This is a genomic window from Exiguobacterium sp. s150 (assembly GCF_018618435.1).
Classification (GTDB): domain Bacteria; phylum Bacillota; class Bacilli; order Exiguobacteriales; family Exiguobacteriaceae; genus Exiguobacterium; species Exiguobacterium alkaliphilum.
The window spans coordinates 1-14074 of record NZ_JACSMC010000027.1; the positions used below are offsets into that span (position 1 = coordinate 1).

The 14074-nt window shown below is 52.7% G+C and carries 16 protein-coding genes; 6 read left to right on the plus strand and 10 right to left on the minus strand.

What is annotated here, in order from left to right; translation table 11 throughout:
• Positions 1-144: 144 nt before the first annotated feature.
• From KNP76_RS11895 to KNP76_RS11925, 7 genes are all read right to left on the minus strand, one after another.
• Complete coding sequence (locus KNP76_RS11895) at positions 145-336, minus strand: hypothetical protein (protein ID WP_214844656.1); 192 nt, start codon at positions 334-336, stop codon at positions 145-147.
• Positions 337-400: 64 nt separating this feature from the next.
• The gene (locus KNP76_RS11900) at positions 401-931 is read right to left on the minus strand and encodes a biotin transporter BioY (protein ID WP_214844657.1); all 531 of its coding nucleotides are present in this window, start codon (positions 929-931) and stop codon (positions 401-403) included.
• Positions 932-1040: 109 nt separating this feature from the next.
• A complete protein-coding gene (argH, locus tag KNP76_RS11905) occupies positions 1041-2423 on the minus strand; it encodes an argininosuccinate lyase (RefSeq protein WP_214844658.1) in 1383 nt (460 codons plus the stop codon).
• Positions 2416-3630, minus strand: coding sequence for an argininosuccinate synthase (locus tag KNP76_RS11910; protein ID WP_214844659.1), 1215 nt, complete (start codon positions 3628-3630; stop codon positions 2416-2418). The genes argH and KNP76_RS11910 overlap by 8 nt, the downstream gene beginning before the upstream one ends.
• A 125-nt stretch (positions 3631-3755) precedes the next feature.
• A complete protein-coding gene (locus tag KNP76_RS11915) occupies positions 3756-4874 on the minus strand; it encodes a CapA family protein (RefSeq protein WP_371816232.1) in 1119 nt (372 codons plus the stop codon).
• Positions 4875-5039: 165 nt separating this feature from the next.
• The gene (gene putP / locus KNP76_RS11920; RefSeq protein WP_214844661.1) at positions 5040-6527 is read right to left on the minus strand and encodes a sodium/proline symporter PutP; all 1488 of its coding nucleotides are present in this window, start codon (positions 6525-6527) and stop codon (positions 5040-5042) included.
• 130 nt (positions 6528-6657) lie between these two features.
• Positions 6658-7215: a DNA-3-methyladenine glycosylase I gene (locus KNP76_RS11925; protein ID WP_034814896.1), complete on the minus strand. Its 558-nt coding sequence runs from the start codon at positions 7213-7215 to the stop codon at positions 6658-6660.
• Between the two features lie 99 nt (positions 7216-7314).
• Between KNP76_RS11925 and KNP76_RS11930 the strand changes: the two genes are divergently transcribed.
• Complete coding sequence (locus KNP76_RS11930) at positions 7315-7944, plus strand: DedA family protein (protein WP_034814898.1); 630 nt, start codon at positions 7315-7317, stop codon at positions 7942-7944.
• Between the two features lie 44 nt (positions 7945-7988).
• Here KNP76_RS11930 and KNP76_RS11935 read toward each other — a convergent pair whose 3' ends face one another.
• Genes KNP76_RS11935 through KNP76_RS11940 form a run of 3 tightly spaced genes read right to left on the minus strand, consistent with a single transcriptional unit; the run spans position 7989 to position 9339 of the window.
• On the minus strand, positions 7989-8732 hold the full coding sequence (locus KNP76_RS11935; RefSeq protein ID WP_371816233.1) for a cation:proton antiporter: 744 nt from the start codon (positions 8730-8732) through the stop codon (positions 7989-7991).
• Positions 8733-8744: 12 nt separating this feature from the next.
• Positions 8745-8882 (minus strand): hypothetical protein, encoded by a 138-nt coding sequence (locus KNP76_RS15865; RefSeq protein ID WP_251137469.1) that lies wholly within the window; start codon positions 8880-8882, stop codon positions 8745-8747.
• 37 nt (positions 8883-8919) lie between these two features.
• Positions 8920-9339: a GNAT family N-acetyltransferase gene (locus KNP76_RS11940; RefSeq protein WP_214844662.1), complete on the minus strand. Its 420-nt coding sequence runs from the start codon at positions 9337-9339 to the stop codon at positions 8920-8922.
• A 120-nt stretch (positions 9340-9459) separates the two neighbouring features.
• On the opposite strand from KNP76_RS11940, the gene KNP76_RS11945 reads away from it, so the two are divergent.
• From KNP76_RS11945 to KNP76_RS11965, 5 genes are all read left to right on the plus strand, one after another.
• Complete coding sequence (locus tag KNP76_RS11945) at positions 9460-10020, plus strand: glycerol-3-phosphate responsive antiterminator (RefSeq protein WP_214844663.1); 561 nt, start codon at positions 9460-9462, stop codon at positions 10018-10020.
• A 36-nt stretch (positions 10021-10056) separates the two neighbouring features.
• Positions 10057-10761 carry an SDR family NAD(P)-dependent oxidoreductase gene (locus KNP76_RS11950; protein WP_214844664.1) on the plus strand — a complete coding sequence of 235 codons (705 nt, stop codon included), beginning with the start codon at positions 10057-10059 and terminating at the stop codon, positions 10759-10761.
• A 107-nt stretch (positions 10762-10868) separates the two neighbouring features.
• A complete protein-coding gene (locus KNP76_RS11955) occupies positions 10869-11714 on the plus strand; it encodes an HD domain-containing protein (protein ID WP_214844665.1) in 846 nt (281 codons plus the stop codon).
• Positions 11715-11926: 212 nt separating this feature from the next.
• A complete protein-coding gene (locus KNP76_RS11960; RefSeq protein WP_214844666.1) occupies positions 11927-12916 on the plus strand; it encodes a sodium:calcium antiporter in 990 nt (329 codons plus the stop codon).
• A 90-nt stretch (positions 12917-13006) separates the two neighbouring features.
• A complete protein-coding gene (locus KNP76_RS11965) occupies positions 13007-14068 on the plus strand; it encodes a bifunctional glycosyltransferase family 2/GtrA family protein (protein WP_051690249.1) in 1062 nt (353 codons plus the stop codon).
• Positions 14069-14074: the final 6 nt, after the last annotated feature.

Consider the following 14074-nt stretch of genomic DNA (forward strand, 5'->3'; position numbering starts at 1 on the left):
GGCTGGGCATGGAAGAACGCCCAGCCCGCCTGAAAAAGGGGCTCGGGCAGAGCGCCTCAAGGCCCGAAAACGACAAAGTCACGTTTCAGGCGAACTGAAACGTGACTTTGTCTACAATCTGAAACCCCGTCAACCGACGGGGTTTTATCGTCTAGAAATATGGTCGATGTTTTCTTGAATCTCGCCGACTTTACTCTTCGCTTCGCGCAATCGTCGTTCGAACGCCTCGGTGTCACGTTTTGGTCGCCGTTCTTCTTTACCTCGACGTTGTCCTTCACTCGAGCGATGGAGATAGGTCGCTTTCATCAACCGCTTTTTAAACGATGAATCGCTCATAAGGACACCCCCTTCCATACTTATATGTTCCACCGTCGAAAGCGCGTGAAACGCGTCGATGTACTCAAGACGCAAGCGAACGTTGTACCTGCTTGTTGGCCGTCACCTTGACTGCAAGGAATGCGGCGAGCAGCGCTTTTAACGTATCCCCGATGATGAACGGGATATTCACGGTCAAGGCGTCTAGGAACGACAACCCGAGCATCACTTGCAACCCGAGGCTACCGAGTAGGTAGACGAGCCCGAGGCCGAAGACGAGGTTGTACGTCACGAACGCCGGGAAGGACCGGTGTTGCTCAGAGAAATAACCGATTAAATAGGCCGCAATCGGGAACGATAGTAAATAGCCGACCGTCGGACCGACGAACGGGGCGAGGCCGCCTGAGCCGCTCAACACCGGAAGGCCAATCATGCCGAGCAACAAATAGACGATGACGGCGAGGGATCCCTTCTTCGCACCGAGGATCGAGGCGACGGTCATGATGCCGAGCATTTGGAGCGTGATGGGCACTGGACCGATCGGGATGGCAATGGAACCGATGCTCGCGAGCAGCGCCGCCCCGATGGCGATTTGCGTGATATCTTTGATTTTCATATGTAAACCCCTTTTCTGTTAACGTTGACTAAAACTAGGTTAACATTATTTGAGGAAGTGAACAAGCAAAAAATGAAGACCAGGTCATAAATGACGTGGTCTTCATCGATTAGGCGTGCGTCGGTAATTTTTGTTTCGCCTCGTCTAGCTGCGTTCGAACCGCATCGAAGCCGGTTCCGCCGTAGCTGTTTCGGCGTGCGACGGCCGTCACAGGGGACAACGCGTCATATAAGTCCTCGGTGATCAACGCGCTATGGGCTTGATACGTCTCGAGCGGAAGCTCTGACAAGTAGAGCCGCTCTTCAATGCAGTGACGGACGAGCGTGCCTGTCACTTCGTGCGCTTCCCGGAACGGCATCCCTTTCGCCGACAAATAATCAGCGAGCTCGGTCGCGTTCGAGAAGTCGCGCTCGGTCGCTCGTTTCATCGTATCCGCGTGGAACGTCATGTCTTGAATCATCCCGGCCATGATGCTGAGGCTACCTTGGACCGTCTTGACGGTATCGAACATGCCTTCTTTGTCTTCTTGCAAGTCTTTGTTGTAGGCGAGAGGAAGACCTTTCATAATCGTCAACAGCCCGATTAAATTCCCAACGACCCGACCAGATTTACCACGAACGAGTTCGGCCATGTCCGGGTTCTTCTTCTGCGGCATCATGCTCGAACCGGTCGAGAACACGTCTGAGATCGTGATGAATTTAAACTCTTCACTGCTCCATAAAATCAACTCTTCGCAAAAGCGTGACAAGTGCATCATGAGGAGCGAGGCGTTCGACAAATATTCCAAGATGAAATCACGGTCGCTCACGGCGTCGAGGCTGTTCGGATAGACACGGCTAAAGCCGAGCAGTTCGGCTGAACGATGGCGATCGATGGGGAACGTCGTCCCAGCGAGCGCACCGGCCCCGAGCGGACTCATGTCGATTCGTTTCAAACTGTCAAGAAAGCGCTCCTTGTCGCGCTCGAGCATCCAAAAATATGCGAGCAAGTGGTGCGCGAGGGAGACCGGTTGGGCCCGTTGTAAATGTGTATAGCCTGGCATGACCGTCTCGATGTTTTGTGAGGCGTGTGAGACGAGTGCTGACTGCACCGACTCGATGCCCGCAATCGTCTCGATGACGCGGTTCTTCAAATAAAGATGCATGTCGGTCGCGACTTGATCGTTTCGACTCCGGGCCGTATGCATCTTACCGGCGACGGGACCGATCTCTTCATGAAGCAGTGCCTCAAGGTTCATATGGATGTCTTCATGGAAGACGTTGAACGTCAACGCGTCCTGTTTCGCCTTTTTTGCGAGCGTATGGAGACCACCGACGATTTGATCGACTTCAGCCGAAGTCAAAATCCCTTGCTCCCCGAGCATCGTCACGTGGGCGATGCTCCCTTCAATATCTTCTAACACGAGCTGGGCGTCGAAATGAATCGAGGCACCGAACTCGTCGACCCATTCACTGGCCGTCTGTTCGAAGCGGCCGCCCCATAGTTTACTCATGCACCATCGTTCCTTTCTCGGCGAGCACTTCCGCTTGCACTTTCGTCGGCAGTCCCCAAAGTTTGATGAAGCCGACGGCCGCTTGTTGGTCGAACGTGTCGGCTGACGTATATGTCGCAAGATGCTCGTCATAGAGCGAGATTGGCGATTTCCGCCCGTCGACGATGGCCTGTCCTTTGAACAGCTTCATCCGGACCGTACCTGTCACCGTCTGTTGTGTCTCGTCGATGAAGGCGAGGAGTGCTTTTGTCAATGGCGAGTACCAGAGACCGTTGTAGATCGTCTCTGTCAACTTTTGTTCGACAATCGGTTTGAAATGGGCGACTTCCCGGACGAGCGTGAGCGCCTCGAGTGCTTGGTGTGCCGTGATGAGCGTCATCGCACCAGGTGCCTCATACACTTCCCGCGATTTGATGCCGACGACCCGGTTCTCGATGTGGTCGATTTTTCCGATGCCGTGGGCGCCAGCGACGATGTTCAACTCTTCTAAAATCGATGTGAACGAGGCAGACTTGCCGTCGATGGCAACCGGGACTCCTTGCTTGAATTCGATTTCGACGAGAGTCGGTTCGTTCGGCGTGTCTTCAAGTTGCGCCGTCAATTCATAGGCGCTCGCTGGTGGAGCGGCCCAAGGGTCCTCAAGGATGCCACACTCGACGGCACGTCCCCAAATGTTTTGGTCGATCGAGAACGGCTCTTCTTGAACGATTGGAATCGGAATCCCATGCTCTGCTGCGTAGGCGATCTCTTCTTCACGAGACCATTTCCATTCCCGGACTGGAGCTATGATTTCAAGTGACGGGTCGAGCGCATGAATCGAAACTTCGAACCGGACTTGGTCGTTTCCTTTCCCTGTGCAGCCGTGTGCGACCGCGACCGCACCTTCTGCTTGGGCCACCTCGACTAATTTTTTCGAGATGAGCGGGCGTGACAGTGCTGAGACGAGCGGGTAAACACCTTCATACATCGTATGGGCTTGCATCGAATACCGGGCGAAGTCGTTGACGAATTCATCGACCGCGTCGATGACGACTGATTTCACAGCGCCGACCTTTAGCGCTTTCTGTTGAATTTGATCCAAGTTCTTTCCTTCGCCGACGTTCAAGCAACAGGCGATGACGTCATAACCTTGTTCATCTAACCATTTAATTGCAACCGATGTATCCAAACCACCAGAGTATGCGAGTACGAGTTTTTGTTTCATCATCTATACACCCCTTATACATAATTATTCATCTGTATTTATAAATATACGAATTACTTTAACGGATGCTTTCACGGAAAGCAACCCTTTTTCCATAAAAAAAAGAATCACTTGTGAAAAGTGATCCTTCATTGGACGATTTCGAGCTCGGGCATCCATTGGGACATGTGTTGGCTCGTGGCCTCGAACAGCTCCGGCTTGCCGGTCTGGAGCGGTACGACCTCGAACGGACCTTCCACGCTAGAGCGGCGAGTGAACGTCGGATAAAACATCGGGTTGGCGAGTTCGAACGTCGTCTCATCCGCCTCGACCGTCTTGACGACATCGATGCCGACGATGCCACCTGTATTCCGCTCATCGCCTTGTTGACCCGATAAGAAGTTACCGAGCGAGTAGGCGACGAATGTCCGATTGCCTTCGGCGCCGTCCACCCAGGCGACCGGTTGCAACACGTGCGGGTGATGGCCGATGATGATATCGACGCCGAGGTCGGCCAATTCTTGGACGAGCGATTCTTGTGACGCGTTCGGGAGCGGCTCGTACTCGTTACCGAAATGGAGCGAGACGACGGTCATGTCGGCTACGCTTTCCGCTTTCTCGACGTCTGAGCGAATCAAGTCTAGATCGATGTAGTTGACATGGTACGGCTGTTTCGGAACGACGCCGTTCGTCCCATACGTATAGGCGAGGAAGGCGAAAGAGATCTCATTCTCCGTCAACGTCCGAATATTTGCTTTATCTTCTTCGGAGATGAAGGAACCGGTATACGGCATCCCGATCGTGTTCCAATGGTTAATCGAGTTCTCAATCGCCTTTACGCCACGGTCGAGCGTATGGTTGTTCGCCGTCGTCACAAGGTCGATCCCAGCTTCTTGTAACGCGTCGCCAATTTCGTGCGGGCTGTTGAACGCGGGATAACTCGACAGACCGATCTCACTGCCCCCAATCATGCTCTCTTGGTTGGCGATGGCAATGTCCGCCCGTTGAAGGATCGGGGCGACCTCCTCGAATCCGGGATTGAAGTCGAACCCATCATCGGTCGCGGCGGCGTTATACACCGAGTCATGTAACAAAATATCGCCAATCGCGTAGACGGAGGCGGTCGTAATGACCGGCTCCGGTTCGACCGGTGCAACGGGTTCTGGCGGTTGTTCGGTCTCGACCGGCGGCGTCTCGGCCTGGTCCCCGACGCTTGGTTCGACCTCGGCTGTGGCACAGCCGGCTAATAGAAAGATCGATAATGGCACGACGAGCCTCAAAGAAATAGGGGTCCGTTTCAACTGACAAGTCACGTCCTTTCGATAGGTTACACGAAGTGCAATCATTTATTTCTTCTTTTCGACGAGACTGTCATGAATTCCTCGTCACGACGTAAAAAAATGTACCAGGCGTAAAGCACCTGGTACATCGCGTCATACTCGTTCTCGTTTTAAAATATGTTCCATTTCCTCGAATTCGTTCGTGATCGTCTGACTCGGCGGTGGCGTCATCAGGCTGACGACGTAAATCGCGAGCGCCGACAAGAAGAACGCCGGAATCATTTCGTATAGCTCACCGATGGTCCCGAACCAACCGGCGGCGAAATTCTTCCAGACGATGACGATGATGGCGCCGGTCAACATACCGGCGAGAGCACCTTGACGCGTCGTCCGCTTCCAGAACAAACTGAACAAGATGAGCGGACCGAACGAGGAGCCAAAGCCGGCCCACGCGTATCCGACGAGGTTGAGAATCGTATCGTCTGCACCGAGGGCGAGCCAAATCGAGACGGCCGAGACGAGGATGACCGTGATGCGTCCGACCATGACGAGCTCGCGATCACCGGCACCTTTACGGAAAAACTTTTGATAGAAGTCCGTCGTCGCGGCACTCGATGACACGAGGAGCTGTGACGAGATGGTCGACATGATGGCCGCAAGGAGGGCCGCTAAGAGCACACCGGTAATCAAGTCGACGAACAATAAGTCAGACAAGTTAATGAAGATGTTCTCCGGGTTGTCGATGTCTAACCCTTGTTGCGTGTAGTAGGCGAGTCCGAACAATCCGGTCGCCATCGCCCCGACGACGGTGAACACCATCCAAGAGATACCGATGCGGCGTGCCGTTTTAATATCTTTCAACTTTTCAATCGCCATAAAGCGGACGATGATGTGCGGCTGCCCGAAGTAGCCGAGACCCCATGCGAACAATGAGACGATTCCGATCAACGATTGCCCTGTCCATGGATCGAGGAGTGCCGGATCGATGTCGCCGATCGTTTGGAACGCGTTCGAGACGCCGTCTGTTGCCGTGATGGCGATCGCCGGGACGAAGATGAGGGCGAACAACATGATGAGTCCTTGGACGAAGTCGGTCCAACTGACGGCCAAAAAGCCGCCGATGAACGTATAAATGATAATGATGGAAGCCAAAATTAAGACGCCGGTGACAAACTCGATGCCAAACACGGCGTTGAACAACCGTCCGCCGGCGACGAACCCGCTCGTCGCATACAGCGTGAAGAAGATGAGGGTGACCGCGGCCGAGAACGTACGGAGCGTTCCTCGTGTATCTTTGAACCGTTTTTCAAAGTAGTCCGGAATCGTAATCGCATCTTCAGACAAATACGAATACGTCCGCAGACGCGGGGCGACGAGCAGCCAGTTCAAGTATGCACCAATCGTCAACCCGATGACGATCCATCCACTTGAAAGTCCTGTCGCGAACATCGCACCCGGGAGGCCCATTAAGAGCCAGCCGCTCATATCCGAGGCGCCGGCCGATAAAGCTGCCACACCCGGACCGAGCGCCCGCCCGCCGAGCATGTAATCACCGATACTGCTCGTCCGGCGATAGGCGACGATGCCGAGAAGCACCATGAGCGCCATGTAAATCGTGATTGAAATCAAAATACCGTTCATTCTCTTTCCCCCTACCGTTCATGAGTTGAAAACGCTTACAAACTATATATATCATGTCTTGACAAAATTTTGTCACAAAAATGAATAGGTTGCACGTCTTACTTTCATGATTGACCAAAAAAATAAAAAACTATTTGGCGGGGCATGTCGAGAGATGGTCGTTGACGAGACCGGTCGCCTGCAGATGGGCATAGACGGTCGTCGGACCGAGAAACTTGAATCCCCGACGCTTCAAGTCTTTACTGAGACGCTCGGACAGTTCGGTCACGGCGGGAATCTCTTCGACAGAACGCCATTCGTTGCGGACCACTTGATGATCGACGAACGACCAAATATACGCATCGAACGAACCGAACTCGGATTGGACTTCGAGGAAACGTTTGGCGTTGTTGATGGACGCCTCGATTTTACGCCGGTTTTTGACGATGCCCGTGTCTCGCATCAAACGTTCGACATCCTCTGCCGTGAAAGCGGCGACACGGTTAACGTCGAAATCGGAATAGGCCGAGCGGTACTGCTCACGTTTTCGTAAAATCGTCAGCCAGCTCAAGCCGGCCTGCGCGCTCTCGAGCGTCAAGCATTCGAAATGCTTCTGGTCATCGTGTACCGGTTTCCCCCATTCTTCATCATGATAGCGGACGTAGAGCGGGTCGGTCCCGCACCACGGACAACGCATGGCTTCATTCATTCGTCTCAGTCCTTCCAACGTTTACCTATAGTGTAACACGTTGAACCGGTTTTCGAATGCGACGGCGGGGTATAATAGCGAAGAGTGGAGGGTGATCAAATGCGTGATTGGATGATTGGGATCATCGAACAGTTCGGATATGTCGGCATCGCGTTCATGATCTTTATCGAGAACGTGTTCCCGCCGATTCCGTCAGAAGTCGTGCTCTTGTTCGGCGGTTTCTTCGCCGTAAAGACCGACTTGATGATTTGGCTCGTGATCGTCGCGGCCACGGTCGGGGCGATCGCCGGGGCCGTTTTGTTATATGGCATCGGTTTATATTTGGATGTCGAACAGATTGAGAAGTGGACGAAAAAGTATGGGAAGTGGATTCGGCTCGATCTCGACGACGTGCATAAGGCGGATGCCTGGTTCGACCGGTATGGGGGATGGATGGTCTTTTTCGGGCGGCTCATGCCTGTCGTCCGTAGCTTGATCTCGCTCCCGGCCGGCATGTCGAACATGCCGTTCGTCAAGTTTTTACTGCTCAGCACGGCCGGGACGCTCATCTGGAACTCGATTTTAATCTTTATCGGGATTCGGGTCGGGGAGAACTGGGAATCGATACTCCGTTACCTTGACGTTTACTCATACGCCATCTATGCGTTGCTCGCTGTCGGCCTGATTCTGTACTTCATCTGGCGGAAGCGCCGAAAACAAAAGAAATCGAAACAAGCCTCTTCGTTTTGAAAACAAAAAAACGGCTAGACCGGGTGCTCCGAAGAGCGTACGGTCTAGTCGTCTTTCTTTTGATTCGGTCTCATCTTTTCAATTGTCTGTTCGGTCTTCTCCGCTAACCGTTCCGAGAAACGGAACAAGACGATTCCGATGATGGCCGAGACAAAGATATAGAGACCGACGAACAGGTTGATGGCACCGTTCGATAGTGCCGTGAACAAAATCGAGAACTCCCCGCGCGGAGCGAGCGAGAAGCCAGCCTCGTTCGCTTGGACGCGGCTCAGTCCGTACATCCGCCCACCGATCCGTCCGACGATCCACTTCGACAACACGCCCCAGACGATCAATACGAAGAACAAAGTGTTGATGATCACCCCTTGTTCGAGGTTGATGGAAATCCCGAACGAGATGAAGAAAATTGGTAAGAACAAGTCGCGCACTGGGACCGTCAAACGCTTCAACGGTCGGATATCGTGGATGCCGGCAAGCATGATGCCGGCGATGAACGCCCCAAGGATCTCGGATAGGCCGAACACCATCCCGATCCCTGCGAAAAAGAGAATCAATCCGATTAATCCGATGCTCGCATCGTCTTGACGGAGCAGATGTTTGACGGTCCGTGGATGGCGCGTCACGAACTTGATGCCGAGAAATAAAAGGATACCGAAGACGAGGAAACCGACGAACACTTTCCCGATGTCGCTGAACGAGATCGGCTCATCTTGAATGATGAACGGTGCAATCGTCAAGAGGAGCGGGGCGAACATATCTTCAAAGATGAGTAGCGCAAGCTTGAACACTTCGTTGCCGTCCTAGAAGAAACCGACGATGACCCCAATCCCGATGAACGCTAAAATGCTCGGAAAGAACAAGCGTTCAATCAATAAACTGACAATCGAGATGAAGGCGAGTGCAACGAAGAAGATGATGATATTGATGTCGAGGTTCATACGTCGCCTCCTTCACGGGCGAACGATCGCGTCCAATTCACGCTCTAGGCCATTGATATTCCATCCCGACGGATTCAGGACGCGAGTAATCAAAACCGAAATGACGATACAGCCCGTCGGCCGGGATGTCCGCAATCAGGCTGATGATTGCCGTCTCGTCCGCTTCTCGCAAAATCCATTCCATCAGATGTTCCATGATGAGCTTACCGAGCCCGAGCCCTTGGCAGTCCGGGTCGACGACGATATCGACGAGGTGGAACACCATCCCCCCATCACCGACGACACGCCCCATGCCGACCATCTCATCGTTCAAATATAGGCAGACGCCGAACAGCGTGTGGGCGAGCCCTTTCTCGGTCGCCTTGTCCGACCGTTTCGGCATGCCGGCTTTGACGCGTAAGCGCTGATGTTCTTTCGGAGGCGGCGTCTCATGCTTCACGTTGACTTCGTTAACCATGTTTAATTCCCCTTCCACACTAGATGGAATCATTTTCCCGATATATTGACTCGATAAACCTTGATTTATGAAGGATAACTTCCCCATAATGAGACCGTATGAAAATGAAGGAGGGGGCCTATGTTAGAGAGCCAATCGATTCTACCGGCGATTCGAGATATGCGTGATCTGGAAGTGTTTTTGGCGAGTGAATTTGATGTCGGTGTATTGCTAGAAGTCCACATCGCAAGACTTGACGCCGTCTTTCGACTGTTGTCCAGTCATGGGAAGAACGTCTTTGTCCACCTGGATTTGATTCAAGGCTTGAAAGCGGATGAGTATGCGACCGAGTTCGTCTGCCAAACATATCGTCCATATGGCATCATCTCAACGAAGGGAAGCGTCATCTTGAAAGCGAAACAAAAGCAAGTGAAGACGGTGCAGCGACTGTTTCTCATCGATTCAAGCTCTCTAGAGAAAAGTTATCGCATGATTGAACGCACCCAGCCGGATTATATCGAAGTATTGCCGGGACTCGTCCCGAAATATATTAACGAGGTGAAGGCGCGTACCGGCATCCCGGTGTTCGCCGGAGGTTTGATTTCGACTGACGATGAAGTCGAGGCGGCGCTCGAGGCAGGCGCATCTGTCATCACGACGTCGAATCGAACGCTTTGGAATGTACGATACGTCTCAAAATGAGCATGACGGGTATAGACAAAAGAAGGAGGGGAAAACATGAAAGAGACGATGATCATTACAGGGGTCAGCCAAGGAATCGGAGAAGTCTTAGCGCGTGCGTTTTCCGAGACGTATCGTGTCATTGGACTCGATGTGAAGGATGACCCAAATCTTGATGGCGTGACGTATATGCAAGTCGATTTAGGTGATTACAAAGCGGTGGCGAAGACGTTTTCAGAAATTGGCGAACAGTTCGGGGCGGCCCACGTCCTCATCAACAACGGTGGGGTGTCCTCGCTTGAGACCCCAATGACCGAGCTCGATGTCGAGACGTTCAAACAGGTCCTTGACGTCAATCTCGTCGGGACGTTCGCCTGCGCCAAAGCCTTTTTGACGTTGAATGAGGACGCAGAATATGGACGAATCGTAAACGTCGCCTCGACACGGGCACTCCAGAACGAACCGGATTGGGAAGCGTATGGCGCTTCGAAAGGGGGCATCGTCGCGCTCACGCATTCGATGGCCGTCTCGCTCGCGGAACGTCCCGTCACGGTGAACGCGATCAGTCCCGGGTGGATTCACACATCGGACGAGGCGCTACGTGATATCGACCATCGCCAGCATCCGTCTGGGCGGGTCGGGACACCGACCGATATCGTCCGAGCCGTCACATATTTGATTGACCGTGACAACGATTTCGTGAACGGGCATAACTTAATCGTCGACGGAGGCATGACGAAGAAGATGATTTATGAACCGTGATCTATTAGGACTATTACCCTAACTTTTAAAGCGTGACATGCGTGAATATACCTAGCGACGGGTATGTTACGGATGAAGCGCTTTTTCTAATACAAGGAGGGGTCCCGATGCATCGATTAGTTGAGGAGGCACTCAGATTTGCAGCTGCGCGACATGACGGTCAATTTCGTAAAGGATCACGTATCCCATACGTGACACATCCGGTCGCGGTGGCGATGATCTTGACCGAAGATCATCAACCGATACCGGTCGTCGCGGCAGCCTTACTGCATGATGTGCTCGAAGACACATTCACGACGAAAGATGAGCTCTTGGATCAGTTTGGCCCAGAAGTCGCTCGGCTCGTCGAAGCCGTCTCTGAGCCAGACAAAAGTTTGATCTGGGAGGAGCGGAAGCGAGCGATGCTCGAACGGATTCCTTCGCTCGAGTACGATGAAATCGCCTTGCTCGTGGCGGACAAGCTACATAACCTCCACTCGATTCGGCTCGATATCGATCAAGTTGGGAAAGGCGTCTGGTCGCGGTTCCGTCGCCCGCTCCGCGATCAATCTTGGTACTATCATGAATTGCTTGAGGCGTTCCGGCCATTTCAATCGACGTCAGGACTCATCGAAGTGTACGAACAAGAGCTGAATCGATTGTTTTACGGGACAGATGACGATCGTGCGGTCAAACTTCAAAAGCTTTACACGGTCGTCACAGACGGTTTTCAAGAAGAAGACTGGATGCAAGAAGTGCCGACGCTATATCAGACCGCTTTCGAGTTGCATAAGGCCATGAAAGACAGCGAATTGGAACGTGTGGTCAATCACCTTCACCGCTCGGATGTACCCGAAACGTTAGATGAGTCGGAGCGAGTCGATGGACAAGAAGAGTCCGTCTTGAGGGGCTTGACCGAGTTGTCTTATCGGACAGCACTCACGAGCGAGGACGTTATGAATTTGATGAAGTGAAACGATTGTCATCCAAGACGAACCATGCTATAGTCGGATTGAACATAAGAAGGGGAGTAGCGACCACGTTCGTGGTCGGTGGGTCGTCATTACAGTGCAACGCACTCGGTCCATCGAGCTTCTTTTAGTCCGCAAGACCTTTTTATGGATGCTTTTTTGGCGTCCGTAAAAAGGTCTTTTTTGACGTTTAATCAATGAGGGGAGATTATTTCATGGTATTTGTATATTTTTTACTCGCAGCAGCCATCACGGTGTATGCAGCAATCAAACTATCGACTTACGCTGATGTCATGAGCGAAAAATCGTCGATGGGAGGCGTCCTCGTCGGAACGGTCTTACTCGCAGGCGCGACGTCGCTTCCGGAAGTGACGACGAGTATCTCGGCGGTCATGATCAACAACCCGGATATCGCCGTCGGGAATATGCTCGGATCAAACTTGTTCAACATCTTCATCTTGGCGATGTTCGACCTCTATTTCCGACAGAAACGCTTGTTCAATGGAGCAAGTCGAGATCATCTGTACACGGCTGGGCTCGGTCTCTTGTTGACAGTGCTCACAATGGTCGCCCTCATCGTTCGCATCGACTTGACGTTCATCGGCATCGGGATTGACGCCTTGCTGATTGCTGCGTTGTATGTCATCGGGATTTACTATATCGGTAAACGACCAAAAGAGCCGACAACGACGACTGAAGTGGAGAAAGAAGTCGTCGTTAGCACGACCGAGTCGATGACCGTGAAACGAGCCGTCATCGGTTTCATCTTCGCCGCCCTTGTCATCATGGCGGCAGGTACGGCACTTTCAATCTCGGGTGATCGAATCGCGGTCGTGACCGGACTCGGGTCGAGCTTTGTCGGCAGCTTCTTGATCGCCGCCTCGACTTCGCTACCCGAAGCGGTGGCCGTGTTCGTCGCTTTGAAACTTCGGAACGTGAACTTGGCGTTCGGGTCAATTTTAGGAAGCAACATCTTCAACATGGTCATCATCGCCATGTCGGACGTGTTCTATCAGAATGGATCGATTTTGGCGGATGTCTCGGCGTCGCACTTGGTCACAGCCGTCGGCATCACGATTTTGTCAATCTTGGTCATGTATAGCGTGCTTCGCAAAGACGTCACGTCGAAAGTTCGTTATATCGTCCCGTCTGTGCTCGTCGTTCTCGTCTACTTCGTCTCGTCTTACCTGATTTTCATTGGTTGATGACACGGTCGCTCTTGCGGCCGTGTTTTTTTTCATTGAGGCGTGACCGGGCATTTACGTGGGTATAGTAGGAGGGAAGGAGGGGTGACGATGCAAATGCATTCCGTTGAGCGGTTGAGTGAATACGTCCTCTTGATTCCCGCTTATAATCCCGATCAGGCACTAGTTGAATTGGTGCATGCGTTGAAACAGGAAGGTTTCCTCCACATCGTCGTCGTCAATGACGGGAGTGCGGAAACGTGCCGACCTGTGTTTGAGGCCATTGAGCCGCACGTATCTCGGCTTCTTGAGCATGAAAAGAACGCAGGAAAAGGTGCGGCCTTGAAGACCGGCATACGGTACATCGTCGACCACTACCCAGAGACGTTAGGCGCCATCACGGTCGATGCCGACGGCCAGCATTTACCGTCCGACGTCCACCACGTCTACAGCGAAGGCGTCCTCTGGCCGCATCATCTGATTATGGGGTGTCGCGATTTTTCAGGGGAAGCGATTCCGTTTCGAAGCCGGTTCGGTAATCAAGTGACACGCCTCGTCATGACGATTGGGAGCGGACTTCGTTTGAAAGACACCCAGACCGGCCTTCGGGCCATCCCGGTCCGCTATGCGAGACAGTTGCTCGACGTCCCTGGCAACCGTTACGAGTTCGAGATGAATATGTTGACGTTCACGAAGCGGATGCACGTCCCGATTCATCAGACACCGATTCAGACCGTCTATGTGGACGAGAACGCCTCGTCGCATTTTCGTCCGGTCATCGACTCAATCTTGATTTATCGTATGTTTCTCGCTTATTCGTTATCATCTGTTGCATCGTTTTTAATGGACATCGGCGTGTACGCGCTATTGATTTTCCTATTGAATCCTTGGTTCGATACGGCGCACGTCATCGTCGCGACCGTCGTCGGTCGAGTCGTCTCGTCCTTATTCAACTATTTCGTCAACCGGAAAGTCGTCTTCAAATCGAAAGCGAGACGGGCGATGGTCAAGTATTTTGGCCTCGTCGGGGCACAGATGGCGGTCTCCGCTGCCCTCGTCTATGCGCTCTTCTTCGTCATTCGAGACGGCGAGGTCATCTTGAAAGTCGTCGTCGACAGCTTCTTGTTTATCGCCAGTTACTATGTACAAAAACGCTGGATTTTCAAACGATAAAGGCCC

What these genes read in the sequence shown, in the direction of transcription:
- KNP76_RS11895 (WP_214844656.1), bottom strand. Translation starts at nt 336, where the DNA reads ATGAGCGATTCATCGTTTAAAAAGCGGTTGATGAAAGCGACCTATCTC.
- KNP76_RS11900 (WP_214844657.1), bottom strand. Translation starts at nt 931, where the DNA reads ATGAAAATCAAAGATATCACGCAAATCGCCATCGGGGCGGCGCTGCTC.
- argH (WP_214844658.1), bottom strand. Translation starts at nt 2,423, where the DNA reads ATGAGTAAACTATGGGGCGGCCGCTTCGAACAGACGGCCAGTGAATGG.
- KNP76_RS11910 (WP_214844659.1), bottom strand. Translation starts at nt 3,630, where the DNA reads ATGATGAAACAAAAACTCGTACTCGCATACTCTGGTGGTTTGGATACA.
- putP (WP_214844661.1), bottom strand. Translation starts at nt 6,527, where the DNA reads ATGAACGGTATTTTGATTTCAATCACGATTTACATGGCGCTCATGGTG.
- KNP76_RS11925 (WP_034814896.1), bottom strand. Translation starts at nt 7,215, where the DNA reads ATGAATGAAGCCATGCGTTGTCCGTGGTGCGGGACCGACCCGCTCTAC.
- KNP76_RS11930 (WP_034814898.1), top strand. Translation starts at nt 7,315, where the DNA reads ATGCGTGATTGGATGATTGGGATCATCGAACAGTTCGGATATGTCGGC.
- KNP76_RS15865 (WP_251137469.1), bottom strand. Translation starts at nt 8,882, where the DNA reads ATGAACCTCGACATCAATATCATCATCTTCTTCGTTGCACTCGCCTTC.
- KNP76_RS11940 (WP_214844662.1), bottom strand. Translation starts at nt 9,339, where the DNA reads ATGGTTAACGAAGTCAACGTGAAGCATGAGACGCCGCCTCCGAAAGAA.
- KNP76_RS11945 (WP_214844663.1), top strand. Translation starts at nt 9,460, where the DNA reads ATGTTAGAGAGCCAATCGATTCTACCGGCGATTCGAGATATGCGTGAT.
- KNP76_RS11950 (WP_214844664.1), top strand. Translation starts at nt 10,057, where the DNA reads ATGAAAGAGACGATGATCATTACAGGGGTCAGCCAAGGAATCGGAGAA.
- KNP76_RS11955 (WP_214844665.1), top strand. Translation starts at nt 10,869, where the DNA reads ATGCATCGATTAGTTGAGGAGGCACTCAGATTTGCAGCTGCGCGACAT.
- KNP76_RS11960 (WP_214844666.1), top strand. Translation starts at nt 11,927, where the DNA reads ATGGTATTTGTATATTTTTTACTCGCAGCAGCCATCACGGTGTATGCA.
- KNP76_RS11965 (WP_051690249.1), top strand. Translation starts at nt 13,007, where the DNA reads ATGCAAATGCATTCCGTTGAGCGGTTGAGTGAATACGTCCTCTTGATT.